Here is a 26,770-nt window from a genome sequence, read left to right as displayed (position 1 = left end):
CATGACCGTCCCCGACACCCGCCCTGACCGTCCTGATCACTCCGACCATCCGGTCACCCGCCCCGCCGCCCAGGTGCACTTCGGCGTCTTCTTCCAGGGGGTCAACCACACCACCATCTGGTCCGACCCCGAGTCCGGTTCGCAGACCGACTTCGCCACCTTCGAGCGCGTGATCCGCACCGCCGAACGCGGCCTGTTCGACGCGTTCTTCCTTGGCGAGGGCCTGCGCCTGCGCGAGACGCGGGGCGCGCTGCACGACCTCGACGTCGTCGGCCGCCCGGACGCGATCACCCAGCTCGCGGCCCTCGCCGCGATCACCACGCACATCGGCCTCGTGGCCACCCAGAACACCACGTACAACGACCCGGCGGACCTGGCCCGCCGCCTGCAGAGCCTGGACGTGCTCTCGGGCGGGCGCGCCGCGTGGAACGTCGTGACCACCGACAACGCGTGGACCGGGGCCAACTTCCGCCGCGGCGGCTACCTCGACCACGCGCTGCGGTACGAACGGGCGCAGGGGCAGCTGGACATCGCGCGCCAGATCTGGGACGCGTTCCCGGACCCGGCGGACGGCGGCTCTCCCGGAGACGTGGTGGCCCACGTCTCCGAGCACAGCGCCCTGTTCGACGTCGAGCTCGACCCGACCACGCCGCGCAGCCCGCAGGGCCACCCGGTCATCTTCCAGGCGGGCGACTCGCCACAGGGCCGGGACTTCGCCGCCGCCAACGCGGACGTCATCTTCTCCCGCCACGGCGCGGTGCTGGCCGACGCGCTGGAGTTCGCGGCCGACGTGCGGCGCCGGGCCGTCGCGGCCGGGCGCCCCGAGGACGACATCAAGATCTTTCCCGGTACCGGCATCATCGTCGGCGACACGCCCGCCGAGGCCGAGGAAAAGGCGCGCTGGGTGCGCTGGAACCAGGTCTCCCCGGCCACCGCGCTCTCGATAGTCGGCAACATCTGGGGCGAGGACCTGTCGGGCTACGACCCCGACGGCCCGCTCCCGGCGCACGACCCGGTGGTCGAGGAGCTGGGCGGGGAACGCGGCTCGGCCACCACTGGCGCGCGGACCCGGGAGATCGCCGCGCGGTGGCGGGCTCTTGCGGAGGCCGAGAACCTGTCGATCCGTGAGCTGGTGGTCCTGGGCAGCAGCGAGCGCGGCTTCGAGGGCACGCCCGCCGCCGTCGCCAAGGACCTGATCCGCTGGGTGCGCACGGGCGCCGTCGACGGGTTCAACATCAGCCCGTGGATCGTGCCGTCGGGGCTGGACGACATCGTCGACAAGGTGGTCCCGGAGCTGCAGGAACGCGGCGCCTACCCGGCGTCGTACAGCGGGTCGACGCTGCGCGGGCACCTGGGGCTGCGGGCCCCGCTCACCCGCCGCGCGGCGGCCGCGATCGGCGCGGCGTAGCACTCTCGCTCCGGCGGCGCGGATCAGACGGCGCGGATCAGACGGTGCAGATCAGACGGTGCAGATCAGACGGTGCAGATCAGACGGTGCAGATCAGACGCAGTGCGGCGGGGACGCGGGGAGAACGTACGTCGGCGGGGTACGAGACCGGATCAGGTCTCATCAGGGTTGTGCGCGGACGACCCTGGCTCCTCCGGCCCGGTCGTACGGCGTGCGGCCCTCGCCGACGAACAGCGTGACGACGTAGACGAGCGGCAGGACGTAGGACGCCGCAGTGAGGATCGCGAGACCCGGGTCGATCGTCGTGGACCCGGACCCGACGAGGGCTATCGCCGCGGCGTGCCCGATCGTCCAGGGCACGGCGATCTTGAGCACGTTCCGGAGCAGGGCCGAGGCGAACGAGAGCCGCCCGCCGTCCCTGGCGGTCACCACCTTGAGCCCCAGCACACGCTTGCCGATCGACGCCTGCCGCTTACCGGACTCGAGCACGGCGAGGAAGATGGTCAGCGGCACGGCCGTCAGGAGCGCGGAGACCACGTTCGTCGTCACGGCGGACCACTGGCCGGTCATGCCGGCGGCGTACAGCGGGATCCCGATCGCCGCGACCAGCGCGAGCCACACGAAGAAGCAGAGCCAGTCGATGAGCCACGCCACGATGCGCCGCCATGCTTGAGGGTTCACGGGGCTGACGGTACTCCGTCGGTCACAGCCGCTTCTCGAAGCAGATGCTCGGCAGGGTAGGGCGGATACGGATCGCTTCTTCTACCGGTTCGTCGGGGCCCCTGCACGTACCTGCCGGGTAGCGAACCCGGTCATGGTGCGGCGCTCGGTGCGGCGCTGGACTCAGACTCAGACTCAGGCTCGGTCGCGGGCAGGCCTGCCTCCTTCCAGGCGGGGAACCCGCCGTCGACGTGCGAGACGTCGGTGTAGCCGCGTGCCGCGAGCGCCTCGGCGACCGGGCCGGAGCCGTTGACCGAGCCGCACACGACGACGACCGGTGTGTCGAGGGTGATCGCGGGGCTGTCCGACGGCCCGAACAGTGCGTCGAGGTTGCTCCTGTCGACGAGCGTGGCGCCGGGGATCTCGCCGGTCGCCGCCCGGCCCGCGGCGGAGCGGACGTCGATCAGCAGGGCGCCGCCCGCGACCTTGGCGCCGGCGTTCTCGGGGTTCCGCAGCTCAGGTGTGCTCATGGTTCTTCTCCTCAGGATCGATGGTTGACGGCGGCCTGTCGGAGGGCAGCCGCCAGGGGTGGCCGTCAGGCGCTCAGCAGCCGGCCCGTGGGAAGCGCCCGGGAAATGGCGGCGGCGTCGGGCAGCCCGAGCGATCCGCGCAGCGTGGTCTCGGTGCGCTCGGTGCGGAACAGCCCGGCCCGCTGCAGGGCCGGCACGAGGTGGTCGGTGATCGCGTCGAGGTCCGCGCTGAGCGACGACGGGCGCAGCAGGAACCCGTCGGCGGCGCCGACGGCCGCCCAGTCGGCGATGAGGACCGCCAGCTCGTCCGGCGTGTCCGCGACGACGTGCGCGCCGCGCCCCGGATCGGGACCTTCGAGCGCCTCGACGAGCTCCAGCCGGGCCTGGGCGCTGGCCCGTTCGGCGGCGAGCACCACGTACACCTCGGCGAGCACCCGCACCTCCTCGGGGTCGCGTCCGGCGGACAGCGCCGCGTCGCGCACGAGCCGCCGCAGCCGGACCGCCTGCGCGGCATCCCGCACGGCGATCCGCACGACGTCGGCGGTGCGCCCCGCCAGCCTGGCACTCGCCTCGGAACGCACGCGCAGGACGACCGGCGGACGTACCCGGGACAACGCCGCACCGCTACCGCCGGCACGGGTCGGGCGGCTGCGGATCGCGAACCGGATGCCGTCGTGGTCGACGCGGAAGCGGCCCTCGGCGTCCAGCTCGACCGCGCCCGACCCGGTGCCGGGCCGCCCCGTCCACACGCGGTTCACGGACTGGATGCCCAGCTCGACCCGGGACGCCCAGGCCTCGTCGGGCTCGGGGACCGCCGTCTGCCGGGTGGCCTGCCAGCCCGCCCGGCCGCTGCTCGCGCGGTCGACGCTGCTGAGGGCTACGGCGGTGTGCGCCGCCTCGGTGTGGACGGTGTCGACGGCGGCGACCAGGCCGATCCCCGTCGTGACCCGGGCCGCGCGGGCCGCCGCGACGACCGTGTCGAGCCGAGCGGTCACCTGGCCGCGGCCGGGGTGCAGCAGGAAGTCCTCGTCGAGGGTGATGAGGTCGAGCAGACCGCGGTCGGCGTTGCGGACCAGCTGGAGGAAGCGTTCGCCGTCGAACGGGCGGGGCGGGAGCGGGCCGCGGGCGCGGTGCGCGCCGGGACGGGCGCCGGCCGAGGTCAGGTCCACGCCGAGCACGACGGGACGGAGCGAGGAGGAGGCGGAGGTGATGGATGTGGGCTGCAGTGGGTACGGCACGGCGGGGCTCCGTTCGGGGCTACGGCTGCGCGGCGACACCCGGACGACCCAGCCGGCGGCGCACGGTCGGCGCGCTTCGGCATTGCTGGGTCACCCGGGAGCGTGGCTGCCGGAAGGTATGGGAGAGGAGGGTCGGGTCTGCCGCGGTCAGCGGCAGGAACGGCGACAACACATACCCGTGCGCGGGGCAGCACCAGCCCGCGGGGAGACGTTCCAGGACGGCAGGGGCACGTGGACGGCGGGGGCAGCGCTCCGGGTCATCGTGGTTCTCCTCACCTGCTCGCCCAGCGGCGAGCGACGCGTGTTGTCATCCGCCGGCGGCGGTGGCCTGGTCCTCACCCGGGGCACCCACCCGCGCGGGGGGTTGCCGTCCGACCAGCCGGGGCTTCGCGTCGGAGCTCATGACCTGTCCAGAGTTACTACATCTTTCCGATCGGATTAGTGCGGTTCTTCTGGATGTCAGAGAACATACGAATGAAACCGATAGAAGTCAACGATCTATGGCCAGATCTCACATACCGGAACCGCGCAGGCCGCCGGGAAAGACCATGCGGGGCGGGTGTGTTGCTGAGAGTGGACGATGTCTACTCTCAGCAACACACTCCGCGGGGTACCTGTTCTCCCAGCACACCCCGCAGCGCCTCGGCTCAGTCGACGAGCAGCTCGACCTGGGCAAGTGCGCCGCTCTCGCCGAGCTCCAGCCGGAGACCGGTCAGCGGTATGGGCTCGGCCAGCACGAACGGCCGCAGCTGACCGGGCCAGCGCCACTGCTCGCCGGACCGCTCGTCCAGCACGCGGCCGTCGTCCGCGACCAGTCGCCACGCCGACGGCGGCTGCGCGTCCCCTGACCTCGCCACTGAGACCGACGACACCGAAGCCGACGCCGTCAGCGTGTACGCGCGAAGCAGCGCACCCTCCGGGACCGAGCCGGACGGGCGCCACTCGAGCACGCCCGTCACCTCTGCAGTCGTCGTCAGGTCGCCGTCCGTCAGCCGCGGCAGGGACCCGTCGGTGCCCTGCCAGCCGCCGTCGGCCCGCTGCCACGGCCGGGCGACCACCACATCGGAGCCGCCCGCCCCGGCCGACACCGGCACCCCCCAGCTCGTCGGCCCATCGGACATCGCGAACCGGAGGGACGCTCCCCCGGTCAGGTCGCCGTGCTCCACCGACGGCGCCTCGACCGCCCGGGCCGCGCCAGCGACGTCGGACAGCTCGAGACCCGCCACGTACCAGCGGTCGGCCGCGCCTGGCGCCTCGACCACGAGGTCGCCGTCGGGCCGGTGCACCACCGCGCGCTCGAAGAGCGGTGAGCCGACCGCCCAGCGCGAGGACCCGATCTCCAGGGGGTACAGCCCCAGGGCGGAGAGGACGTACCAGGCCGACATCTCGCCGTTGTCCTCGTCGCCGTGGTAGCCCTGCCCGATCTCGTTGCCGGTCCACAGCCGGGCCAGGATCTCGCGCACCGTCTCCTGCGTGCGGTCGGGCCGTCCCGCGAACAGCCACGCGTAGGCGATGTGGTGGGACACCTGGTTGGACTGGCCGAACTGGCCCATCCGCACGTCGCGCGCCTCGACCATCTCGTGGATCACGGACCCGTAGGTGCCGGGCTTGTCCGCCCGCTCCGGCGTGGCGAAGAACCGCTCCAGCAGCCGCTCCAGACCCGCGCGGCCGCCGTGCAGGGCGGCCAGGCCGGCGCCGTCGTGCACCGGGTGGAACAGGAAGTTCCACGCGTCGGACTCGGTGTAGTCGCCGCCCCACTCGTCCGGGTCGAACGAACCCGAGCCGAACGAACCGCCCCGGTCCCGTCCCCGGAAGAACCCCGTCCAGGCGTCGAAGAGGTGTACGTACCCGAGCGAGCTCTGCCGCAGGTAGGCGGCCTCGTCGCGCAGTGCGCGCCGGCGGTCGTCGGGGGTGCCCGGCGCGTCCGCGAGCGCCTCCGCCATCCGCGCCAGGCCCGCGTCGTTGATGTAGCCCTCGAGGCTCCAGGACACGGACTCGTCGACGTCGCGCGGCACCCAGCCGTGGGCGAGCGCAAAGTCCTGGCCCTTACGGCCCACGCCGGACCGGGTGGGCAGCGCCGTCGCGTTGCGCAGGCCGGCGTCGTAGGTGGCGAGCGGGTCTGGCAGGGGTACGTCGCGCAGGTACAGGTCGGCGAAGGCGACGTCGGACGACGTGCCGGTCATCAGGTCCGCGTAGCCCGGCGACGACCACCGCGCGACCCAGCCGCCCTCGCGGTACTGCTGCACGAACCCGTCGGCGAGCCGCGCGGCGACGTCCGGGTAGAGCAGCGCGTACGCGGGCCAGCAGGTGCGGTAGGTGTCCCAGAACCCGTGGTTGACGAACATCTCGCCGGGCACGACGGGCGCGCCGTCGAGCACGGGCGACGCGTGCACGAGCTCGCCGTCGGTGCCGAACTCCGTGTACGACGACGGGTACAGGTTGAGGCGGTAGAGGTTCGAGTAGAGCGTCACCTGCTGCTCCTCGGTGGCGCCCTCGACGTCGAGCACGCCGAGGCGCCCCTCCCACTGCGTGCGCGCGCACTCGGCCACGTCGTCGAAGGAGCCGCTCACCTCGCGGTCCAGGGCGCGCCAGGCGAGGTCCTCGCTGATGTACGACGTCGCCACGCGCACCTCTACCGTGCGGTCGGCCTGGTCGCCGGGCCCTGCCGCCGGGTCGAGCGCCACCGTCGCGTAGGTCGCGTGCTCCCGGCCCCGTGCCCGGCCCGTGCGCAGGACGGGCCGGGAGACCTGGCCCACCACGTACATGCGGCTGCGGCCCACCGAGAGCGCGCTGCCGTGGTCGCTCCAGCCGGTGAGCGTGCCGTCGTCGTGCACGGTGACGGCGACGGGCGGGCCGTCCGCTCCGGCGTCGCTGACGGCGTCGACGATCAGGTGGCCGGTGGTGGCGCCGGGCGGGAACGTGAACCGCAGCACGCCGCCGTGGTCCGAGGCCGCGACGTCGATGCGGGAGCCGTCGTCCAGGTCGACGCCGTAGCGGTGCGGGCGGGCCGTCTCGGTGTCGTGCGAGAAGCCGAGCGCGCGGGACTCCAGGCCGGCGTCGGGCGTGCCCTCCTCACCCGGCTGCGCGGCGACCAGGTGGAACGCGAGCTGGTCGCGGTCCCCCATCCACGGGCTGGGCTCGTGCGAGATGCCGATCCCCTGCAGGCGCGGCCGGTTGTCCGGGCCGTTGTGCGCGGCCCACGAGTAGAGCCAGCGTTCGGTCGACGCGTCGGTGAGCGGCACCCACATCGTGAAGCCGTTCGGCACGGCCGCCGCCGGCACGTTGTTCCCGCGCGAGTAGGCACCCGAGGAGTGGGTGCCGCGCCGGGTGTCGACGAGGTCGGTGCGGCCGGCCACGACGCGCTGCGGGCGCGGCCCGACCGTGACGGCGTCCAGCCACACCTCGGTGTCGCCGCCGTCCGGCGCCGCCGTCACGACGGCGGCGGCCCGCACGCGGCGGCCGGGCAGCAGCTCGGCCACGCGGTCCAGGTCCACCCGTACCGCGTTCCAGTGGTCGGGTACCAGGATGCGCGCTTCCCCCTGCCCGACGGCGGTCGCGGGCATGCCGTGCTGGTCGCGCAGCTCGCCTCCGGGCCCGGTCTCCAGGAGCCACGTCCCGTCGTCGAGCAGCAGGTCGACCGCCACGTAGGTCGAGCGGTAGGTGAGCTCCTGGTCGAGCACCGGCAGGAGCGTGTAGCGCAGCTCCGTACCGGCCCCGAGCGGGACGTCCAGCCCGTCGAGGACCACCGTGCGGCCCGCGCCGCCGTGCCCGATCCGCCGTGCGTGCTCGCTCGTGAGGCCGACTCCGGGCCGACCCGCCGGGACGTGTGCTGGCCCGGTCATGCCGCCACCCCCGGGACGCGGCCCGTGCTGCCGCGCACGGTCAGCACGGGGGTTGGAGCGCCGACGACGTCGGGCACCGGCTCGCCCCGGACCAGCGACAGCACGGTGCCTGCCACGAGCTCACCGAGCTCGAAGGTGTCCCTGGTCATGGCGGTGAGCGGCGGGTGCGCGAGGCGCACCAGCTCGGAGTCGTCGAAGGATGCCACGGAGATGTCGCCGGGCAGGTCGAGCCCTGCCTCGGCCAGCACGGTGACGCCCGCGAGTGCGGCGACGTCGGAGTCGTAGACGATTGCGGTAGGCCTTTCGTCGCGGGCCAGCAGGGCCCTGGTTGCTGCCGCGGCCTCGTCCTGTGAGAAGTCCGCCGGCACTGTCGTGATGTCGAGGCCGAGGCGCGCCCCGGCGTCGTGCAGGGCGGTGGCCCGCCGCGCGGAGTGTACGTACGCAGGGACGCCGCCCACGTGACCGACGTGCACGTGCCCCAGCGCGGCCAGGTGCTCGGCGAGCGAGGTCATGGCGGCGTGGTCGTCTGCGAAGACGGCGGGCACGGGGCCCGGCGTGCCGTCGCCGCTGAGCAGCACCGCGGGCAGGCCCATCCGCACCAGCTCATCGGGGCGCGGGTCGTCGCGTTCGAGGTCGAGCACCACCACACCGTCGGTTCGCCGCTCGGCCGCCCAGCGCCGGTAGACGTCGAGCTCGGCGGACACGTCCTCCACCACCAGCAGCTGCAGCGCCACGAGGTCCGCCGACAGCCGCGCCTGCAGTCCCGAGACGAGCTGGGCGAAGAACGGCTCGACACCCAGGGTCCGCGCGGGCCGCGTGACGACCAGGCCCACCGTGTCGGCCCGCCGTCCGCCCAGCGCCCGGGCGGCCACGTTCGGCCGCCACCCGAGCTCCGCGACGGCGGCCAGGATGCGGGTCCTGGTCCGCGCGCTGACCCCCGGGCGGTCGTTGAGCGCGAACGACACAGCTGTCGGGGAGACGCCCGCGTGCGCTGCGATGTCGGCGATGGTCGGCCTGCGGCTCGGGTGCCCCGCGGACGACGTCACTGGTCGGCGAGCAGCTTGTCGCACTCTTCGACCGCTGCGTCCAGGGCTTCCTGCGAGGTCTTGTCCCCCGCTATCGCCGCCGCGAGCTGCTGGTTGATGATGGTGGTCATCGCCTCGCTGACCTCTACCGGCTGCAGCAACCGCGCCGCGCCGAGGCTGGTGTACGCGATCTGCTTGGCCGCACCCTGCGGGGTGCCGTCGCTCTCGGCGAGCTCCGGCTTCTCCAGCGACGCGGTGGTCGACGGGAACACGCCGGGGACCTCCTTGGCGAACGCCTCCTGGTTGGCGGCGTTCGTGACGAACCGCGCCAGCGCCACCGCCGTCGGCAGGTTGGCCGACTGGTTCGAGACCGACAGCCCCTGCACGTACAGCGGGGTGGCGCCCATGTACGGCGACGGGACGACCTTGCCCTCGAGCGACGGGTTGTTCTCGAGCACGGTGGCGATGAAGTTGCCGCCGCCCGTCGACCAGGCCACCTTGCCCTCGGTGAACAGCTGGCTGTTGCCGAGGTAGGCGTCGCTGAGCACGTCGTCGGGCATGAGGCCGTCGGCGTACGCGTCGCGGTAGGCGTCGAGCAGCTCGGCAGCCTCCGGGGTGTTGAACGTGAACCTCGTGCCGTCCTCGGACAGGATCGGGAGACCCTCTGCCGCGAAGTCGCCGAGCCCCGGCTTGCGGCTCATGAGGTAGCCGCCGGTGACTTCCTTCATCGTGCGCGCCTGGGCGATGAGCTCGTCGAGGCTGGTGGGCGGCGCCGCCGGGTCGAGGCCCGCGGCCTCGAACATCTCGGCGTTCCAGTAGTTCAGGTCGGTGGTCAGGTACCACGGGTACCCGAACGTGCCCTCCGTGCCCGCGTACCGGTAGGCGTCCAGCGCGCCGGGCACGTAGGTGTCCGCGAGCGCGTCGTCGACCGTCGTGAGGTCCGTGAGGAGGCCCTCGCGCGACAGCGAGAACGCGAAGTCGGGCGGCAGGTTCGTGACGTCGGGCAGCTCGCCGGCAGCGGCCTGTGAGCGCAGCGTCTCCGAGTAGCCGTCGCCCGGCTGGTCGAGCCAGGTCACGGTGGTGCCGGGGTACGTCTTCTCGAAGTCGGCGATGACTCCCTCGACGTACTGGGTGAAGTTCGGCTTGAGCGCCCAGGTCTGCAGCGTGACCTCGCCGGTGACGTCGGCCGCCGCGCCCGCCGCGCTGTCGGCGGCAGGCCCGGTTCCTGCTTCGCCCCCGCCGCTCAGGGTGCAGCCACCGAGGGCGGCCAGCACGGTCAGGGCCGCTCCCGCGGCCCCGATCCTCCCGATCTTCATGACAGTTCCTTCCAGCAATGCTTCGTCGCGCCCTGGGGACTTGCCGTGTCTCTGGTGCTGCGGCGCCGACTAAAGCGCTTTAGCGCCGTTAGCGTGCCGCGTGCCCCACCTGCTGTCAAGACAACAGCACACTCCGTCGAGCGCCGGCCGTCCGTGGGTCCGCATCCGCTGATCCCGCAGACAGCCAGCACTCGACGCCTGTCCTGATCTTGTCAGGCTCGCGCGAATCGGAGCGTGCGGACCTCGAACGGGGCGAGGTCGAGCGCGACGACGCCGTCCGCCGTCACGTCCACCTCGCCGCCCGCGATGCTGTCCTCGATGAGGCTCACCGTGCGCGCACCGGATACCGGCGCGGCCACCGTGACCGTGCCGGACGCGCGCCGACCCAGCGCCTCGTAGACGCGCACGACGAGGTCGCCCGACCGGTCGTCGGCGAGCTTGACCGCCGACAGCGTCACCCCGCCGCCCACCCCGCTGTTCACCGTGACGAGCGGCTCGACGCCGGTCCCGCCGCGCAGCTCGCGCGGACGCGCTCCGAACGTCGCGCCCGCCTCGGTGGCCGCCGCGGTGTCCACGCCCACCACCAGGCCGTACCGGTGCGTCTGGCTGCCCTGGTCGGTCTCGGGGTCCGGGAACCGTGGCGCCCGCAGCAGCGACAGCCGCACGGTGGTGGTCACCGCGGGGACGCCGGGCGCCGGCGCCACGCCGTCGTCGGAGACCTCGCGGGTCACGTCGTAGCCGTAGATCGAGTCGTTGACCAGGCCGACGCCGAAGCCCGGCTCCTCTGCGAGCACCCACTTGTGCATGGAGGTCTCGAACTTGGCGGCCTCCCAGCTGGTGTTGGTGTGGGTGACCCGCTTGTGGAACCCGAACTGCGTCTCAGCCGCCACGTGCTCGGCCCGCACGTCGAGCGGGAAGGCCACCTTGAGGAACTTCTCGGCCTCGTGCCAGTCGGTCCGCAGGGCAACCTCGAGGGTCCGGCTGCCCGGCGCGAGCGTGATCACCTGCTCCAGGCTGGACGCGGAGAACTGCCGCCGCACCGTCACCGTGGCGACGCCGTCCTCGACGGTTGCGGTGACCTTCTCGGCCTCGCGCAGGTCGGTCACCGAGTTGCGGTAGAACCGGTCCACGTCCCAGGCGTCCCACTTGTTCGGGAAGTCCTGGTGCAGCTGCAGCACGTTGGCCGCACGGCCCGGCGCGACGGCGTCGCGACCGCTGGACAGGTCGACGGCGGACGTCACGTGGCCGGCGGCGTCCAGCGTGACCCGGACGAGCTCGTTCGCCAGCACATAGCCGCCGTCGGGCAGCTCGGTCAGGGTGCTCGGCGCCGACGTCGGCTCCGCCGCCAGGGCGACCCCCAGGGCAGGCACTCCCGCCTGGGCGAACACCGCGGGGTTGGCCCGCAGGGCCGTGTCACCCTCGCCGACCAGGGCCCGCAGGGAGCGCTCGATGATCGCCTGCGCGCCCTCCGTGATCACTGCGTGCTGCGCCATGGCCTCCCGGTGCACCCACGCGACCGACGTCCCGGGCAGGATGTCGTGGAACTGCAGCAGCAGGACCTGCTGCCACAGCGCGTCGAGCTCGTCGTACGGATAGTCCGCGCCGGTACGGGCAGACGCCGTCGCGGCCCACGCCTCCGCCTCGACCAGCAGCTGCTCGTTGCGGCGGTTGCCCTGCTTGGTCTTGTGCTGCGAGGTCAGCGTGGCCCGGTGCAGCTCAAGATAGAGCTCGCCCACCCAGACAGCGCTGTCACTCGTCGCGTGTGCGGTGAGCTCCTCGCGAGCGCGCTCGAAGAAGGCGTCCGGGTGCTCCCAGCGGACCTTCGCGCTGCCCTCGAGATCGGCCAGCCGCTCGGCCTTGCCCGTCATCTCGCGGGTGGTGCCGCCGCCGCCGTCGCCGAACCCGACGGGCGCGATCGAGCCCGAGGCGCGCCGCGACTCGCGGAACTGGTGGGTCGCCTTGGCCAGCTCCTCGCCCGAGAGCTGCGAGTTGTAGGTGTCCATCGGCGGGAAGTGCGTCAGCACGCGGGAGCCGTCGATGCCCTCCCACCAGAACGTGTGGTGCGGGAACACGTTGACCTGGTTCCACGAGATCTTCTGCGTGAAGAACCAGTCGAACCCCGCGCGGCGCACGAGCTGCGGCAGGGCCGGCGAGTAGCCGAACGAGTCGGGCAGCCACACACCCTTGCTGCGGATGCCGAACTCCCGCTCGAAGAACCGCTGCCCCTGCGAGAACTGGCGCACGAGCGCCTCGCCCGAGGGCATCACCGTGTCGGACTCGACCCACATGCCGCCCAGCGGCAGGAACCGGCCCTTGGCGACCGCGTCCTTGATCCGGGTCCACACCTCGGGCCGGTGCTCCTTGACCCACGCGTACTGCTGCGCCGACGACATGCCGTACACGAAGTCGTCGGTCCGGTCGATCAGGTCCGCCATGGACGACGTCGTCCGCGCGACCTTGCGGATCGTCTCCCGGACCGGCCAGAGCCAGGCGGAGTCGATGTGCGCATGGCCGACCGCCGAGATCTCGTGGGCGCTCGGCTCCGCCGGGCTGGCGAGCACGTCCGTGAGCGCGGCCCGGGCGGCCGCGGCCGTCTGCGGGATGCGCTGCAGGTCGAGCACGTCGAGGGCGTCGTCGAGGGCCTGCAGGATCCGCATGCGGCGCGGGCCGGTGGGCAGCTCGGCCTGCAGCTCGAGCAGCACCTCGACGTCGAGCGCGAGGTCGTGCACCTCTGCCTCGAAGATCGCGAGGTCCATGCGCCGCGTCGTGTACAGGGGGCGCGGGGACGACGTGGTGGTGTCGCCCTCCTGGGTCTGCTTGAACAGGTCGTGCCCGAGGAGCACGGGGTTCGACGCCGCCTCCAGGAGCAGCTCTACCCGCTCGCCGCCGGACGCGGCGTCGGCCACCGGGACGTACTGGTTGCGCGGGTTGATGGACTTCACCGTGGTGCCGTCCGGGCGGTAGACCAGCGCCTCGGCCTGGAAGCCCGGCATGTTGGTGTCGAAGCCGAGGTCGATCACCGCCTCGACGGGCCGGCCGGTCCACTCCGCGGGGACCGATCCCGTCAGCCGGAACCAGGTGGTGCCCCACGCCGGGCCCCACGGTGTGCCCACCTCGTAGGGCTCCATGGCGAGGGCCAGACCCTCTCGCGGGGGGATCGGCTCCCCCGGCAGCGCGTGCCGCTCGACGTCGAGCGGTACTGACGTCGCATGGACCGCCGGCCAGATGCGTTCCGTCAGCACGCGTTGCGCGCGCCCGGTGGTCAGTGTGATGTCGTCATGCATCGAAGGGCCTCCCCTGTGTCACCGTTGAACCCAGGCAGGCTAGCCCAGTCTGGATGTTCACCCGCACCCCTGTCGGGATGGAAAGATGGAGCCCATGAGCTCCAGCGACGAGACCCCCGCCGGCATCCAGGCTCCGGTGGGCACTGACCAGGCCACACGCGATATCGCCGAGGTCGCGGCAGTCGAGGTCATCACCACCGCCGCCGTCCACCTGATGAGCGCCGCCGCCGTGAAGTGCGGCCTGGCCGAGGGCGAGGACGCCGAGGAGCTCAAGGACCTCGACGAGGCCCGCAAGCTGATCACCGCGCTCGCCGCGCTGGTGGTCGCGAGCGCGCCCGACATCGGCAACCAGCACGCCCGCTCGCTGCGGGACGGGCTGCGCAGCCTCCAGCTCGCGTTCCGGGAGGCCTCGGTGATCCCGGACGCCCCGGGCGAGGGACCTGGCGAGAAGTACACGGGCTCCGTCGTCTGATGACCGAGGTTTCCGTCCTGGCGGCGCCGGAACCCGCTCAAGCACCCGGGCCACGTCGTGGCCGTGGTTCTCGTGTGCTCGCCATCCTGCTGGTCGCCACGATCGCCGTCGGCGCCTACCTGTGGGTGACCACGGTCCGCTGGCAGCGCAACGCCGCCGACTGGCAGGAGAAGGCGCACGAGCACGCCGAGGAGGTGGCCTCGCTGCGGATGCAGCTCGAGGGCGCCAACACCGAGCTGCAGGCCGCCCGCGATCAGCTGTCCACCGCAACGTCCCGCATCACCGACCTGGCGAACGAGAAGGCCCAGCTCGGTGACGAGAACGTCGCCTCGCAGCAGTACCTCGACTACCAGACCCAGGTCAGCGCGGCCGCTGCCACCGTGGCGTCGGCGCTCGGGCAGTGCGTGTCGGGCCAGGAGGAGCTCGTCGGCTATCTCAAGGAGGCCGACCAGTACGAGGCAGCCGACCTGAGCCGCTACGAGCAGCAGGTCAACGCGCTGTGCGCGGACGCGGAGAACGCGAACGAGTCGCTGCAGAAGGAGCTGCGACCGTGAGGCCGGCGGGCCGCGCCCTGCTCGTCGGAACGCTTCTCGTCACCGGTCTCACCGGTTCGCTGGCCGGCTGCGGCGTGCTGCCGCCCCTGCCGGAGCCGGTGCCGAGCGACATCGTGCCGACGTCACCGGTGGGCCTCTCCCCTGCCGCCGGCGGCGGCACGCTGAGCCCCGACGGGTTCGACGCCGTCGAGCGCATGGCGGTCCGCATCCGCAACGTGGGCTGCGAGGAGCTGTCGACGGGCTCGGGCTTCGCGATCGACGCCCACACGCTCATCACGAACAAGCACGTGGTCTCCGACTCGAAGGACCTCGAGGTCAGCACCTACGACGGGCACGACATCACGGTCGGCGCCACCTCGACGGCGGGGCTCGCGGACCTCGCCGTCGTCCGGACGACCGATCCCCTGCCGTCGTTCCCGAAGCTGGCCAAGGCCGACCCGAAGCCCGGCGACCCCGTCACCGTCGTGGGCTATCCGGCGGGCGGCGAGCTCACCGTGACGGAGGGCGAGGTCATGGGCGCGACCCGGGACCCGCTGAACGCCAACCTCGGCGAGGTGCTGCTCACCGACGCCCAGGTCGAGCCCGGCTCCTCGGGGTCGGCGGCGCTGGACGACAAGGGGCGGGTGATCGGCGTCGTCTACGCGAAGACCGCGGACGACAACAGCCTGCTCGTGCCCCTGTCGACGCTGCAGGACATGCTCGCCGACGACACGGCGTTCACGCCGGCGAAGGGCTGCTGAGCAAGTCTGGGAAGGTCCGCTTCCAGCATGCTGTTGCGCATGCTTTTCTGCCCGGAACCATGCGTAACCGCATGCTGGAGGCGGACCTCCGAGCTAGCGTGCCACGCCGATTCGCAGCTCCAGCGAGTCGACCCGCGCAGAGATCACCTCTGACGCCGCCAGCCGGGCATTGACCTGGGCCAGCACCGCGTCCAGCCCGGCGCGGTCCAGGCCAGGGTTGAGGCCGAGCACCACCGCGACCTCTGCCGTGCGGCCGGGTTCGGCGTGCGCTCGCACCACGTGCTGCACCGGGGCCGCCGCGACGGCCACCTCCGAGGCGACCTCCGGGTCCACGACGATCCCGTCCTCGTGCGGCACCAGCGCCGGCCGCCACTCCTGCCCCTGCGCCAGCGCCCAGACGGCGGGCCGCGGCACGAGCGCGGTCGACGGCCCGGCGGGGTCGACGACGATGAGCGCCCAGTTCTCGTTCACCGCGGACAGCGCGGCGCGGGACGCCTCGACCGGCACCGGCCGCGCGTCGGTCCGCCAGGCCTGCATGGCGGCGACGGACGTGAAGACGGGCAGCGCCCGGCGCCCGTCCGGTGCCTCCAGCGCCACGACGCCGGACGACGCCTCCTTGTCCACGGTCAACCCGTCCGGGTTCTGCTCTGCGACCCCGAGCTCGGCCAGGACCGGCACCAGCACGCGGGTCTCGGCCAGCCGCGCGACGACGTCACGCAGCGGGGTGGTCCCCGTCGTGTAGCCGTCGAGCAGCTGGGTCAGCTCGGCGTCGGCCGAGCCGTCGTCGTCCGCGAACTGGCTGGACGGCTGGATCGACTTCACTCTCCGGCCTCGGCGCCAGGGCGGCCGGCGACGTCGAGCGCCTCGGGCAGGGTGAACGCACCCGCATACAGGGCCTTGCCGACGACCGCGCCCTCGATCGTGCCCAGCGCCCGCAGGGCGGTCAGGTCGTCGAGCGACGAGATACCGCCCGAGGCGACGACGTGCGCGGAGGTGCGCGCGGCGACGTCGGACAGCAGCTCGAGGTTGGGGCCGCGCAGCGTGCCGTCCTTGGTGACGTCGGTGACGACGTAGCGGACGCAGCCTGCCTCGTCGAGGCGGCCGAGGACCTCCCAGAGGTCGCCGCCCTCCTTGGTCCAGCCGCGTGCGGCGAGCGTGGTGCCGCGCACGTCGAGGCCGACGGCGACACGGTCGCCGTGCTCGGCGATGACCTTGGCCGTCCAGGCCGGGTCCTCGAGCGCGGCAGTGCCCAGGTTGACGCGCCGGGCGCCGGTGGCGAGGGCCTGCTCCAGCGACTCGTCGTCGCGGATTCCGCCCGACAGCTCGACCTGCACGTCGAGCTCACCGACGACCCGCGCGAGCAGCTCGGCGTTGGAGCCGCGCCCGAAGGCGGCGTCCAGGTCCACGAGGTGGACCCACTCGGCGCCGCCGGACTGCCAGTCCAGGGCCGCCGTCAGCGGGTCACCGTAGGAGGTCTCCGAGCCGGCCTCGCCCTGGACGAGGCGGACGGCCTGGCCGTCAGCGACGTCGACGGCGGGCAGGAGCACGAGGCGGTCGGTCATGTCTCTCCAAGTTTTGATCTGTCCAGGGTGGGTGCTGCCGGTCGAGCTCGTCGAGACCGGTCTCGACGAGCTCGACCTGACGGAACAGCGGCCTAGCTGAGGGTACGGAGCCAGTTCTGCAGGAGCTGGGATCCTGCGTCGCCCGACTTCTCCGGGTGGAACTGGGTGGCCGCCAGGGGGCCGTCCTCGACGGCTGCGACGAAGCGTCCGCCGTGGTCGGCCCAGGTCACCTTCGGCGGCGAGAAGATCTTCACCGCGTTCTGGTCGTAGCCCTTGGTGAAGGTCTGCACGGCGTACGAGTGCACGAAGTAGAAGCGCTCGTCGGCGATCCCCTCGAAGAGGGTAGAGCCCTCGGGCGCCTCGACCGGGGACCAGCCCATGTGCGGCACGACGGGGGCCTGCAGCCGCTCGACGACGCCCGACCACTCGCCGATGCCCTCGGCGCGCTCACCGTGCTCCACACCGGCGTCGAACATGACCTGCATGCCCACGCAGATGCCGAGGACCGGGCGGTTGCCGGCCAGCCTGCGGCCGACCACCTCGTGCCCGCGGACGGCCTTGAGGCCCGCCATGCACGCGGCGAACGCACCGACACCCGGCACCACGAGGCCGTCGGCCTCCTGCGCGGCGGTCCGGTCGGCGGTCAGCGTGACGTCCGCGCCGACCCGCTCCAGGGCGCGGACGGCGGACCGGACGTTGCCGAAGCCGTAGTCGAGGACGACGACCCTCGCGCCCACGCTCAGGCCCCGTCCCTGCTGCTCTGGTCGGGCTCGCCCTTGCCCATGCCCTTGCGGGCCTTGCGCGCCGCGGACGTGAGCATCCGCACCGCCTTGAACTTGCTGATCGAGGTGGAGCCGACCACGCCGTCCAGGTCGGCCACGCTGGTGGCGCCCGTCAGCAGGTCGACCACGTTCTCGGGAGCGCCGCCCAGGACGAGGCCGGGCGCGAGCTCGTCACCGCGGACGCCGTCGGCGAACCGGACCGCCGTCATCTGCTCACCGGTGCGGGTGATCAGGACGAGCGGGACGCCCCGGACGAGCTGGGAGATCGCGGCGGCGGCCTGTTCGGGCGCGTCCCCGGCGAGGTCCTTGAGGACTCCGACGGCGCCCACCGACGTGGGTACCGCGTCGAGGTCGAGCTGCGCGAGGGAGCTGGCCGCTGCGAGCGGTTCCGCCCCGGCGATCTGGGTGATGAGCGCGGCGAACTCGGGCTCGCCGCTACCGGTGAGGGACGACAGGTCGTCCGGGATCTCGAAGTCGAGATCGAAGTCGGGCAGGTCGTCACCGGGCGGCGTGCTGCTGCTGGACCCGTCGTTCTCGGGCTTGGGGCTGTCGGACATGGCTGCTAGAGCGCACCCTTCGTGGACGGTATTCCGTCGACCCGCGGGTCGATCGCGACGGCGGCGCGCAGCGCACGCGCCAGCGCCTTGAACTGGGCTTCGACTATGTGGTGCGGGTCGCGGCCCGCGAGCACCCGCACGTGCAGGCAGATACCCGCGTGGTGGGCTATCGACTCGAGCACGTGCCGCGTCAGCGAACCCGTGAAGTGGCCGCCGATGAGGTGGTACTCCTGACCGGCGGGCTCACCCTCGTGCACCAGGTACGGCCTGCCGGACACGTCCACCACTGCCTGGGCGAGCGCCTCGTCGAGCGGCACGAGGGCGTCGCCGAACCGGGAGATACCCGCCTTGTCGCCGAGCGCCTCGCGCAGCGCCTCGCCGATGCTGATCGCGACGTCCTCGACCGTGTGGTGGGCGTCGATGTGGGTGTCGCCGGTCGCGTGCACGGTGAGGTCGATCAGCGAGTGCTTGCCGAGCGCGGTGAGCATGTGGTCGTAGAACGGCACGCTCGTGCTGATGTCGGTGCGCCCTGTGCCGTCGAGGTCGAGCTCGACCAGCACCTTCGACTCGGAGGTGGCGCGCTCGACGCGTGCTGTCCTGGTCATGGCTGTTCCTCTCCCTGCTCGTGTCCGTGCTCGTTACTCTGCCCGTGCACGACCTGGGTGAGCGCCGAGCGGAAGGCGGCCATCTCGGCGGACGTGCCGATCGAGACCCGCAGCCAGCCGTCGGGGCCGGTCTCGCGGATCAGGACACCGCGGTCCAGCAGACCCTGCCACACGGCGTGCCGATCGCTGAACCTGCCGAACAGCACGAAGTTGGCGTCGGTGTCGGCGACCTCGAACGGGGCACCGTCCGGGAGCCGCTGCTCGCGCAGCCAGGCGACACAGGCGTCCCGCTCGGCACGCAGCGTGGCGACCTGGGCCATGAGGGACTCACGGTGGCGCAGCGCGGCGCCGGCCGCGGCCTGCGTGATGGCGCTCAGGTGGTACGGCAGGCGCACGATCCGGAGCGCGTCGACGAAGTCGCCGGAGGCGACCAGGTAGCCGAGCCGGGCGCCGGCCGCGGCGAAGGCCTTGGACATCGTGCGGGTGACCGCGAGGTTCGGGTACCGCTCCAGCAGCGCGACGGCGGACGGCGTGCCGGGACGCCGAAACTCCGCGTAGGCCTCGTCCACCACGACGACGGGGTGCGCGCCGTCGAGGTCCACGCCGAGCGCGGCCTCGCAGACCGCCTCGACGGTGGCCGTCGGCAGCGCCGTGCCGGTCGGGTTGTTGGGGCTCGCCAGCAGGACCACCGACGGGCGTACCTCGCGGATGGTCTCGGCGGCGTAGGCCGGGTCGAGCGTGAAGTCGTCCTCCCGGCGGCCCACCACCCAGGTCGTGTGCGTGTCGCGCGCGTACTCCGGGTACATCGAGTACGTCGGCGCGAACGACAGGGCGGTGCGGCCAGGACCGCCGAACGCCTGCAGCACGTGCAGCATCACCTCGTTGGACCCGTTGGCGGCCCACACGTCGAGATGCTCCAGGTCGACGCCGGTCTCTACCGCGAGGTAGTCGGCGAGGTCCCGACGCAGGACCGTCGCGTCCCGGTCCGGGTAGCGGTTCATCCCGCGGGCGGCGCGCGCCACCTCCTCGGCGATGGTGGCGACCACCTCCTCGCCGGGCGGGTACGGGTTCTCGTTGACGTTCAGCAGCACCGGGACGTCGAGCTGCGGAGCGCCGTACGGCTTCTCGTTGGCCAGCTCGGGGCGCAGCGGCAGCCGCACCGAGGGCGCGGGAGCGCTGTCCTCGGCACTGTGCTGGTCGACGGCGTGTGTCATCACCGGACCAGTCTACGAACCGCGGCGCACCGGACCGGTGCGAGTCCGCCCACCGGGCGCGTGGGCAACGTCACCGTGGGAATCACCGTGGGAATCACCGCTGCAGTCACCGCACACCCAGCACGAACGGGTACACCGCTGCCGCACCGGCCTCGCGCAGCAGCCGTGCGGCGACCGTCAGCGTCCATCCCGAGTCGGTGTAGTCGTCGACGAGCAGCACGGTCCGGCCCGGCAGGCCACGGAGCGCACCCTCACCGAGCTGCAGCTGCAGCCGCCGGGCCACCCCGGCGAGCCGCATCGCCGAGTTCACGTCGTGCCGCCCGGGCTCTTCCTGCCCGGCGACCGGGCCGATGGCACCGATCATCGGCACACCCAGGTACTTCGCGAGCCCGGTGGCCAGGTGGTACGACAGCTGCGGCCGGGTGATGGACCGCACCGCTACCACCGCCTCGATCAGCAGCGGGCCGGCCTCGGCCTCGCCCGCGCCTGGCTCGTCCACTCCCCCCACCTCGGTGGGCTCTGCCGCGGGGCGAAGTGCGCTCCACTCGTCGAGCACACGCGCGGCGGCCCGGCGCAGCGGCACCGGGAGCTCGCCGTCGCCCGCCGTCGGCGCGAGCAGGTCGCGCAGCGGGCCGGACCAGCCGAGGCCGTCGAGCCGGGCGACCGCCCTTCCCGGCTCGGCCAGCTCGGCGGGCGGGATCTTGCCCTTGAGGTCCAGGCCGATCGAGGCCAGGCCGGTGGGCCACATCTTGCGGGTCTCGACCTCGACCCCTGGTCTGTCCATCTCGGCACGCGCCGCGGCGACCGCCTCGGCGTCGGGGGCCTCCGGCAGCTCCATCCCGCCGCACCGGTCGCAACGACCGCAGCGCCAGCCGGGTGCCAGCTCCGGATCGTCGAGCTGTGCCCGCAGGTACGCCATGCGGCAGCCCTGCGTGCCCACGTAGTCCACCATCGCCTGCTGCTCGGCGGCACGGCTGGCGGAGACCCTCGCGTACCGCTCGGCGTCGTACGACCACTCCTGGCCGGTGGACTCCCAGCCGCCGCGCACCCGGCGGACCGCGCCGTCGACGTCGAGCACCTTGAGCATGGTCTCCAGGCGGGAACGGCGCAGGTCCACCTGCGTCTCCAGCGCCGCCGTCGACATGGTGCCGCCGCCGCGCAGCGCCTCGAGCGTCGCCCGCACCTGGCCCTCGGCGGGGAACGCCTGCTCGCCGAACCAGTCCCAGATCGCCTTGTCCTCGACACCCGGGAGCAGCACGACGAGCGCCTGGTCGACACCACGTCCGGCACGACCGACCTGCTGGTAGTACGCGATCGGCGACGACGGCGCGCCCAGGTGCACCACGAACGCCAGGTCCGGCTTGTCGAAGCCCATGCCCAGCGCTGACGTCGCGACCAGCGCCTTGACCTCGTTGTTCTTGAGGTCGATCTCCAGCTGCTCGCGCTGCGCGGGCTCGGTCCGGCCGGTGTACGCGGCGACCGCGAGGCCGTACCCACGCAGCTGCTCGGCGACCTGCTCCGCCGCCGACACCGTGAGGCAGTAGACGATGCCGGAGCCGTCGATGTCCTGCAGCGTCTCGGCCAGCCAGGCCACGCGGGTGGGCTGGTCGCCGAGCTCCAGCACCGCCAGGTGCAGCGACTCGCGGTCGAGCCCGCCGCGCAGCACCAGCACCTCCTCATCGCTCACGCCGTCCGCGTGCACGGCGAGCTGCTCCGCGACGTCCTGGGTGACGCGCTCGTTCGCGGTGGCCGTCGTGGCGAGCACGGGGATGCCCGTGGGCAGGTCGGCCAGCAGCGTACGGATGCGGCGGTAGTCCGGGCGGAAGTCGTGTCCCCAGTCGGAGATGCAGTGCGCCTCGTCGATGACCACGAGCCCGGCGTCGGCCGCCAGGCGCGGGAGCACCTCGTCCCGGAAACCCGGGTTGTTCAGCCGCTCCGGCGAGCACAGCAGCACGTCGACCTCGCCGCGCGAGATGGACGCGTGCACCTCGTCCCACTCGGTCATGTTGGCCGAGTTGATGGTCACCGCACGGATGCCCGCACGGGAGGCCGCCGAGATCTGGTCGCGCATGAGCGCCAGCAGCGGCGACACGATCACCGTCGGCCCGGCGCCACGCGCGCGCAACAGCTTGGTCGCGACGAAGTACACGGCCGACTTGCCCCACCCGGTGCGCTGCACGACGAGCGCCCGGCGGTGGAAGGCGGCGAGCGCCTCGATGGCGGTCCACTGGTCGTCGCGCAGGCGTGCCTCGTCGCGGCCGACGAGCTCGCGGAGCGCGGCCTCTGCCTCCTCGCGCAGCGACGCTCCCGGTAGGGCCGCGGCCACCGGCGCCGGCTCAGCGGCGTCGGGTTCGGCCTCCGGCGTCGTTTCCAGCACCGGCTCCGGCGTCGGCTCGGGCTTGCGCCTGCGCAGTGGCGGGGCGGCCGCCGCTGCGGCCGCGTCCTCGTCCAGCAGGCCGCGCAGCATCTGCAGCTTGGCCGCCTGCGCCTCCGGCGTGTTCCGGGCGGACGGCGGAGGCGCCGGGTCACCGACCTCGGTCAGGAAGGCTGCGTCGTCGGGCGGCTCCTCCGCGCTGAAGGGGAGGTCTGCGAAGGGGTCCTTGGTCACGTCATCGATCCTATGAGCAGCCACCGACACCGCGAGCGGGTTATCCACACCGACCGCTCCGGACGTACCTAGAATTCGGCGCGTGACCTCCACCGCGAACGCGACCGACCCGCCGTCGGACCAGGAAGCGCGCCGCGCGGACTTCCTCGCCTACTACGACGCGGAGGCCGCTGACCGGGCCCGCAGGCCCGTCCCGCCGTGGCGCACCGCCGCACAGCAGGAGTTCCTGGCCCGGCTCGCCGAGGAGCGGTGGCGCACGGTGCTGGAGGTCGGCTGCGGCCCGGGCCGCGACGGGCAGGCGATCACCGCCGCGGGTCTCGCCTACACAGGCGTGGACCTGTCCCCCGGCATGGTGGAGGTCGCCCGGGCGGCCGGGCTGGACGCGCATGTCGCGTCGGCGACCGACCTGCCGTTCGACGACCACACCTTCGACGCCGTCTGGTCCATGAGCACACTGATGCATCTCGACGATGCCGAGCTGGAGGCGGCGCTGTCGGAGATCGTCAGGGTGCTGGTGCCGGGCGGGCTGTTCGCGGTGGGGATGTGGGGCGCGGCGGAGCTGACCGTCGGCACCCTCGCCGAACCCGCCGCAGCACCCGACAAGTCCTACGGGCCGCCCCGCTACTTCCACCGCCGCACCGACACGATGGTCCGCGAGCGCCTGGGCGAGCACGGTGAGGTCGAGTCCTGGTGGACACGGCCGAGCAGCCCGGGCAGCAGCCACCGCTATCAGTACGCGGTGGTGCGCACGTCCAGCCCGGCCGGCTGACGAGCCGGCCGGGCTGACGAGCAGCGGCCGACTACCGGCCCTGCAGCGACCGCACGTTGTCGGCGAAGGTCCAGCCGCGTGACCCGTCCCAGTTGATCGACCAGGTCATGAGGCCCTTGAGCGACCCGTTGTAGGAGCCGTACGCCTGGCTCACCAGCGACGGCGCCATGTACCCGCCGCCCGCGCCCTGCTGTGCGGGCAGGCCGGGGACCTGCTTGTCGTACGGCACCCGGATGGTGGTGCCCTGGATGTTCAGCCCGGCGTTCAGGCAGTCGGTCTGCGCCCGGAACCCCGCGACGGTGCCCGCCGCGTAGGAGTTGCCCGAGCAGTCGTACATCGACCCGTTGTAGTACTGCATGTTGAGCCACCAGAGCCGCCCGTTGTCGGCGTACTTCTTGATGATGGGCAGGTAGGAGCCCCAGATCGAGCCGTAGACGACGCTGCCGCCGGTGACATAGGCCGTCTCGGGCGCCATGGTCAGCCCGAACCCGGCGGGCATGCCGGCGAGGACCCCGTCGATGATCCGGATCAGGTTGGCCTGCGACGTCGAGAGCTGCGTGATGGAGCCGCTGCCCGTCAGGCCGGTCTCGATGTCGATGTCGATGCCGTCGAAGTTGTACTCCCGCAGGATCGGCACGATCGTCGTGACGAACCGGTCGGCTACGGCCTGCGAGGACAGGTCGATGCCTGCGGTCGCGCCGCCGATCGACATGAGGATGGTCAGGCCGCTCTCCTTCGCGGCGCACATCTCCGCAGGCGTCGGCACCCGTACCCCGGAGTCCATGCCGTTCTCCCACAGCACGGTGCCGTCGGACCGGATCACCGGGAACGCCAGCGTCGCCACGGTGTACCCGTGCTGCGTGATGCGGGAGTCGGTCACGGGGATCCAGCCCATGCCGGGGTGCACGCCGTTGCTCGCGCCGTCCCAGTTCTCCCAGTAGCCCTGCAGCACCTTGCCCGACGGGCGCGGCCGCTGGCCGCAGTCGGTGGGCGTGGGCTCGGGGTCGGGCGTCGGGTCGGTGGGGTCGGGGTCCGGCGTCGGATCCGTGGGGTCGGGGTCGGGCTGGGTGGCGCACGCGCCGTCGTCGGTCCACAGGCTCGGCGTGGTGCCGGGCGTCCAGCCCGCGCCGACGTGTGCGGTGTGCCCGACCAGGGCGGTGTAGCCGCGGCCGAGGTGCGTCACGTGGTCGCCGGTGCGATAGGTGCTGCCCTCGGCCCAGGTCGCCGCCGTGCAGTCGGCGGCGGCGGCCTGTGCCACCGGCCCGGTCTGGGCGATGACCGCAGGGATCGCCAGTCCCGTGACGAGCAGGGCGGCGACGCCCGCCGCCAGGAACGATGTACGTCGTCTCATGACCACTCCCCAGTCTTCGACATTTGTCAGGGACGCTAGCCAAATACTGCACAACGGGGAATACGGGGAACCCACACCGGACGTCCGGGCGGCGCCGGGCGCGCGTCCGTGCCGACCTAGACTCGCGTGGTGATCCGACTCAATCCCGAGCAGCTCGTCTTCGTCACGGAGCGACACCTCGCGACCCTCACGACCCTGCGTCCCGACGGGACCCCGCACGTGGTCCCCGTTGCCTTCACCTGGGACGCCGAGGTCGGGGTCGCGCGGATCACGACGAACCGCACCTCGTTCAAGGCCCGGCACGCCACCCCCCTGCCCGACGGCGGAGCCCCGCGCGCCGCACTCTGCCAGGTCGCGGGCGGCCGCTGGATCACGCTCGAGGGCACCATCGCCGTCAGCGAGGACGAGGCGGAGATCGCCGACGCCGTCACGCGGTACGCGCGCCGCTACCGGGAGCTGGGGCCGAACCCGGAGCGCATAGTGCTGCGTGTGACGGTCGACAAGGTGATGGCCTCGACGTACATGGCGTCCTGACCCGCCACGCCGAGCACGTCCTGCCCGTGGGCGTCAGCCGACCTTTGCCGATGCCTCGCCCGTCGGGAGCGAGACCGCCACCACGTCGCCGCGTACGAGCTGGCGGCCACGGCGGAGCTCGGCCTCGCCGTTGACCCGCACCTCGCCGTCGGCGATGAGGTCGCGCGCCTGCGCGCCGTCCTCGGCGAGGTCGGCGAGCTTCAGGAACTGCCCCAGGCGGATGACGTCGTCGCGGATCGGTACCTCAGGTACTGGACCGGAGCTGGATACGGGACCGGATTCGGCTGCAGAGTTGGACACGACACCATTGTCCCCCGCCTGCCGCCATAGACTGGCAAGGTGATCCAACGCATCGACCTGCGCGGCCAATCCCTCGGGCGCCGCGCCCTCCTCGACGTCCTACCCCGTGCCGAGGTCGGAGTGGACGAGGCCGTCCATGTGGTCGAGCCGTTGTTGCGCCAGGTCCGTGCGGGCGGCGGCGCCGCGCTGCGCGAGATATCGCTCCGGCTGGACGGGATCGCGCCCCAGCACCTGCGGGTTCCCGCGACCGCCCTCGCTGACGCTCTCGAAGGGCTGACGCCGCTGGTGCGCCGGGCCCTGGAGGAGTCGATTCGCCGCGTCCGCCGGGTGCACGCCGAGCAGCTCCCCGCCGACCACGTGACCGACGTCGCACCGGGCGCCGTCGTGCGGCAGCGCTGGATCCCGGTCCAGCGGGTGGGCCTGTACGTGCCCGGCGGGCTCGCGGTGTACCCGTCGTCGGTGGTGATGAGCGTCGTCGCGGCGCAGGAGGCGGGCGTGCCCGGCCTCGCCGTGACGTCCCCGCCGCAGAAGGACAACGGCGGCCTGCCGCACCCGACGATCCTCGCCGCGTGCGCGCTGCTCGGCGTGGACGAGGTCTACGCGGTCGGCGGCGCGCAGGCCGTGGCGATGTTCGCCTACGGGGCCGCTGGCAGCGAGCCGCAGGACGGCGAGACGCTGTGCGAGCCGGTCGACGTCATCACCGGACCCGGCAACGTCTACGTCGCCGCGGCGAAGCGGCTGGTGCGCGGCATCGTCGGGATCGACGCCGAGGCCGGGCCCACCGAGATCGCCGTCCTCGCCGACAGCACGGCCGACGCCGGGCACGTGGCCCTCGACCTGATCAGCCAGGCCGAGCACGACCCGATGGCGGCGTCCGTGCTGGTCACCGACTCGGTCGAGCTGGCGTCCGCTGTGGAGGCCCGGGTCCTGGACCTGGCGTCCGCGACCAAGCACGCCACCCGCGTTGCGCGCGCCCTCGACGGCCCGCAGTCCGCGATCGTCCTGGTGGACGACATCGACGCCGGCGTGGCGGTCGTCAACGCCTACGGCGCGGAGCACCTCGAGATCCAGACGGCCGACGCCGCCAGGGTCGCCTCGCGCGTGCACAGCGCCGGCGCGATCTTCGTCGGGCCGTGGTCGCCGGTGTCGCTGGGCGACTACATGGCCGGGTCCAACCACGTGCTGCCCACCGGCGGCACCGCGCACTTCGCGAGCGGCCTCGGCGTGCACAGCTTCCTGAAGTCGGTGCAGCAGGTCGAGTACACGCGGGACGCCCTCGAGGAGCTCGCCGACCGCATAGTCGCCATCGCCAACGACGAGGACCTGCCCGCCCACGGCGAGGCGGTCCGGGGCCGCTTCCACTGACGTCGCCGGCCGCCAGCCCCTCTTCGAGGTCTAGGTTGCTCCGCTCTGAACCGT

The 26,770-nt window shown here is 72.7% G+C and carries 23 protein-coding genes and 1 riboswitch; of the genes, 7 read left to right on the top strand and 16 right to left on the bottom strand.

Annotated features, from left to right (window positions below; translation table 11 throughout):
• Position 1: 1 nt before the first annotated feature.
• Positions 2-1,408 (top strand): NtaA/DmoA family FMN-dependent monooxygenase, encoded by a 1,407-nt coding sequence (locus tag AB0F70_RS08905; protein WP_357446351.1) that lies wholly within the window; start codon positions 2-4, stop codon positions 1,406-1,408.
• Positions 1,409-1,570: 162 nt separating this feature from the next.
• Here the strand turns inward: AB0F70_RS08905 and AB0F70_RS08900 are convergent, their stop codons facing one another.
• The 7 genes from AB0F70_RS08900 to AB0F70_RS08870 all read right to left on the bottom strand — a co-directional run bounded on the left by AB0F70_RS08900 (position 1,571) and on the right by AB0F70_RS08870 (position 13,303).
• The gene (locus AB0F70_RS08900; RefSeq protein ID WP_357446348.1) at positions 1,571-2,089 is read right to left on the bottom strand and encodes an RDD family protein; all 519 of its coding nucleotides are present in this window, start codon (positions 2,087-2,089) and stop codon (positions 1,571-1,573) included.
• Between the two features lie 131 nt (positions 2,090-2,220).
• Positions 2,221-2,598 carry a rhodanese-like domain-containing protein gene (locus AB0F70_RS08895; RefSeq protein ID WP_357446345.1) on the bottom strand — a complete coding sequence of 126 codons (378 nt, stop codon included), beginning with the start codon at positions 2,596-2,598 and terminating at the stop codon, positions 2,221-2,223.
• A 65-nt stretch (positions 2,599-2,663) separates the two neighbouring features.
• Positions 2,664-3,836, bottom strand: a complete 1,173-nt coding sequence (locus AB0F70_RS08890) for an LLM class flavin-dependent oxidoreductase (RefSeq protein WP_357446342.1) — start codon at positions 3,834-3,836, stop codon at positions 2,664-2,666.
• A 296-nt stretch (positions 3,837-4,132) separates the two neighbouring features.
• A riboswitch (SAM riboswitch) is annotated at positions 4,133-4,243 on the bottom strand.
• A gap of 240 nt (positions 4,244-4,483) precedes the next feature.
• On the bottom strand, positions 4,484-7,678 hold the full coding sequence (locus tag AB0F70_RS08885; protein WP_357446339.1) for a GH92 family glycosyl hydrolase: 3,195 nt from the start codon (positions 7,676-7,678) through the stop codon (positions 4,484-4,486).
• Positions 7,675-8,724 (bottom strand): LacI family DNA-binding transcriptional regulator, encoded by a 1,050-nt coding sequence (locus AB0F70_RS08880; RefSeq protein WP_357446336.1) that lies wholly within the window; start codon positions 8,722-8,724, stop codon positions 7,675-7,677. Before AB0F70_RS08880 ends, AB0F70_RS08885 begins: the two co-directional genes overlap by 4 nt.
• Positions 8,721-10,019: a sugar ABC transporter substrate-binding protein gene (locus AB0F70_RS08875; RefSeq protein ID WP_357446333.1), complete on the bottom strand. Its 1,299-nt coding sequence runs from the start codon at positions 10,017-10,019 to the stop codon at positions 8,721-8,723. Before AB0F70_RS08875 ends, AB0F70_RS08880 begins: the two co-directional genes overlap by 4 nt.
• 212 nt (positions 10,020-10,231) lie before the next feature.
• Positions 10,232-13,303 carry a glycoside hydrolase family 38 C-terminal domain-containing protein gene (locus AB0F70_RS08870; RefSeq protein WP_357446330.1) on the bottom strand — a complete coding sequence of 1,024 codons (3,072 nt, stop codon included), beginning with the start codon at positions 13,301-13,303 and terminating at the stop codon, positions 10,232-10,234.
• Between the two features lie 94 nt (positions 13,304-13,397).
• Between AB0F70_RS08870 and AB0F70_RS08865 the strand changes: the two genes are divergently transcribed.
• Genes AB0F70_RS08865 through AB0F70_RS08855 form a run of 3 tightly spaced genes read left to right on the top strand, consistent with a single transcriptional unit; the run spans position 13,398 to position 15,069 of the window.
• Positions 13,398-13,775 (top strand): DUF1844 domain-containing protein, encoded by a 378-nt coding sequence (locus AB0F70_RS08865; protein WP_357446327.1) that lies wholly within the window; start codon positions 13,398-13,400, stop codon positions 13,773-13,775.
• Positions 13,775-14,329, top strand: a complete 555-nt coding sequence (locus AB0F70_RS08860) for a hypothetical protein (protein WP_357446324.1) — start codon at positions 13,775-13,777, stop codon at positions 14,327-14,329. The genes AB0F70_RS08865 and AB0F70_RS08860 overlap by 1 nt, the downstream gene beginning before the upstream one ends.
• Complete coding sequence (locus AB0F70_RS08855; RefSeq protein ID WP_357446321.1) at positions 14,326-15,069, top strand: serine protease; 744 nt, start codon at positions 14,326-14,328, stop codon at positions 15,067-15,069. Before AB0F70_RS08860 ends, AB0F70_RS08855 begins: the two co-directional genes overlap by 4 nt.
• A gap of 93 nt (positions 15,070-15,162) precedes the next feature.
• Here the strand turns inward: AB0F70_RS08855 and AB0F70_RS08850 are convergent, their stop codons facing one another.
• The 7 genes from AB0F70_RS08850 to AB0F70_RS08820 form a co-directional block, all read right to left on the bottom strand.
• Positions 15,163-15,891: an SseB family protein gene (locus AB0F70_RS08850; RefSeq protein WP_357446318.1), complete on the bottom strand. Its 729-nt coding sequence runs from the start codon at positions 15,889-15,891 to the stop codon at positions 15,163-15,165.
• Positions 15,888-16,631 (bottom strand): bifunctional 1-(5-phosphoribosyl)-5-((5-phosphoribosylamino)methylideneamino)imidazole-4-carboxamide isomerase/phosphoribosylanthranilate isomerase PriA, encoded by a 744-nt coding sequence (gene priA, locus AB0F70_RS08845; protein ID WP_357446315.1) that lies wholly within the window; start codon positions 16,629-16,631, stop codon positions 15,888-15,890. The genes AB0F70_RS08850 and priA overlap by 4 nt, the downstream gene beginning before the upstream one ends.
• A 92-nt stretch (positions 16,632-16,723) precedes the next feature.
• Positions 16,724-17,368 carry an imidazole glycerol phosphate synthase subunit HisH gene (hisH, locus tag AB0F70_RS08840; RefSeq protein ID WP_357446312.1) on the bottom strand — a complete coding sequence of 215 codons (645 nt, stop codon included), beginning with the start codon at positions 17,366-17,368 and terminating at the stop codon, positions 16,724-16,726.
• Between the two features lie 2 nt (positions 17,369-17,370).
• Positions 17,371-17,970, bottom strand: a complete 600-nt coding sequence (locus tag AB0F70_RS08835; protein WP_357446309.1) for a hypothetical protein — start codon at positions 17,968-17,970, stop codon at positions 17,371-17,373.
• A gap of 5 nt (positions 17,971-17,975) precedes the next feature.
• Positions 17,976-18,575, bottom strand: a complete 600-nt coding sequence (hisB, locus tag AB0F70_RS08830) for an imidazoleglycerol-phosphate dehydratase HisB (protein WP_357446306.1) — start codon at positions 18,573-18,575, stop codon at positions 17,976-17,978.
• Positions 18,572-19,789, bottom strand: coding sequence for a histidinol-phosphate transaminase (locus tag AB0F70_RS08825; RefSeq protein ID WP_357446482.1), 1,218 nt, complete (start codon positions 19,787-19,789; stop codon positions 18,572-18,574). Before AB0F70_RS08825 ends, hisB begins: the two co-directional genes overlap by 4 nt.
• 106 nt (positions 19,790-19,895) lie before the next feature.
• Entirely contained in the window at positions 19,896-22,397 is a 2,502-nt protein-coding gene (locus AB0F70_RS08820) for a RecQ family ATP-dependent DNA helicase (protein WP_357446303.1), read from the bottom strand.
• An 82-nt stretch (positions 22,398-22,479) separates the two neighbouring features.
• Between AB0F70_RS08820 and AB0F70_RS08815 the strand changes: the two genes are divergently transcribed.
• Positions 22,480-23,166, top strand: a complete 687-nt coding sequence (locus AB0F70_RS08815; protein WP_357446300.1) for a class I SAM-dependent methyltransferase — start codon at positions 22,480-22,482, stop codon at positions 23,164-23,166.
• 31 nt (positions 23,167-23,197) lie between these two features.
• On the opposite strand, the gene AB0F70_RS08810 is transcribed toward AB0F70_RS08815, so the two are convergent.
• Complete coding sequence (locus AB0F70_RS08810) at positions 23,198-24,517, bottom strand: glycosyl hydrolase family 18 protein (RefSeq protein ID WP_357446297.1); 1,320 nt, start codon at positions 24,515-24,517, stop codon at positions 23,198-23,200.
• 129 nt (positions 24,518-24,646) lie between these two features.
• Between AB0F70_RS08810 and AB0F70_RS08805 the strand changes: the two genes are divergently transcribed.
• Complete coding sequence (locus AB0F70_RS08805) at positions 24,647-25,051, top strand: PPOX class F420-dependent oxidoreductase (protein WP_357446294.1); 405 nt, start codon at positions 24,647-24,649, stop codon at positions 25,049-25,051.
• 33 nt (positions 25,052-25,084) lie between these two features.
• On the opposite strand, the gene AB0F70_RS08800 is transcribed toward AB0F70_RS08805, so the two are convergent.
• Positions 25,085-25,351, bottom strand: coding sequence for an RNA-binding S4 domain-containing protein (locus tag AB0F70_RS08800; protein WP_357446291.1), 267 nt, complete (start codon positions 25,349-25,351; stop codon positions 25,085-25,087).
• A gap of 39 nt (positions 25,352-25,390) precedes the next feature.
• Between AB0F70_RS08800 and hisD the strand changes: the two genes are divergently transcribed.
• Complete coding sequence (hisD, locus tag AB0F70_RS08795; protein ID WP_357446289.1) at positions 25,391-26,716, top strand: histidinol dehydrogenase; 1,326 nt, start codon at positions 25,391-25,393, stop codon at positions 26,714-26,716.
• Positions 26,717-26,770 lie beyond the last annotated feature (54 nt).

The organism is Promicromonospora sp. NPDC023805, assembly GCF_040639635.1.
Taxonomy (GTDB): domain Bacteria; phylum Actinomycetota; class Actinomycetes; order Actinomycetales; family Cellulomonadaceae; genus Promicromonospora.
Note: the sequence above shows the minus strand (reverse complement) of the source record. Positions and strands in the feature narration are given on the sequence as shown.

What these genes read in the sequence shown, in the direction of transcription:
- AB0F70_RS08870 (WP_357446330.1), bottom strand. Translation starts at nt 13,303, where the DNA reads ATGCATGACGACATCACACTGACCACCGGGCGCGCGCAACGCGTGCTG.
- AB0F70_RS08865 (WP_357446327.1), top strand. Translation starts at nt 13,398, where the DNA reads ATGAGCTCCAGCGACGAGACCCCCGCCGGCATCCAGGCTCCGGTGGGC.
- AB0F70_RS08895 (WP_357446345.1), bottom strand. Translation starts at nt 2,598, where the DNA reads ATGAGCACACCTGAGCTGCGGAACCCCGAGAACGCCGGCGCCAAGGTC.
- AB0F70_RS08905 (WP_357446351.1), top strand. Translation starts at nt 2, where the DNA reads ATGACCGTCCCCGACACCCGCCCTGACCGTCCTGATCACTCCGACCAT.
- AB0F70_RS08875 (WP_357446333.1), bottom strand. Translation starts at nt 10,019, where the DNA reads ATGAAGATCGGGAGGATCGGGGCCGCGGGAGCGGCCCTGACCGTGCTG.
- AB0F70_RS08885 (WP_357446339.1), bottom strand. Translation starts at nt 7,678, where the DNA reads ATGACCGGGCCAGCACACGTCCCGGCGGGTCGGCCCGGAGTCGGCCTC.
- AB0F70_RS08825 (WP_357446482.1), bottom strand. Translation starts at nt 19,789, where the DNA reads ATGACACACGCCGTCGACCAGCACAGTGCCGAGGACAGCGCTCCCGCG.
- priA (WP_357446315.1), bottom strand. Translation starts at nt 16,631, where the DNA reads ATGACCGACCGCCTCGTGCTCCTGCCCGCCGTCGACGTCGCTGACGGC.
- AB0F70_RS08810 (WP_357446297.1), bottom strand. Translation starts at nt 24,517, where the DNA reads ATGAGACGACGTACATCGTTCCTGGCGGCGGGCGTCGCCGCCCTGCTC.
- AB0F70_RS08860 (WP_357446324.1), top strand. Translation starts at nt 13,775, where the DNA reads ATGACCGAGGTTTCCGTCCTGGCGGCGCCGGAACCCGCTCAAGCACCC.
- AB0F70_RS08835 (WP_357446309.1), bottom strand. Translation starts at nt 17,970, where the DNA reads ATGTCCGACAGCCCCAAGCCCGAGAACGACGGGTCCAGCAGCAGCACG.
- hisB (WP_357446306.1), bottom strand. Translation starts at nt 18,575, where the DNA reads ATGACCAGGACAGCACGCGTCGAGCGCGCCACCTCCGAGTCGAAGGTG.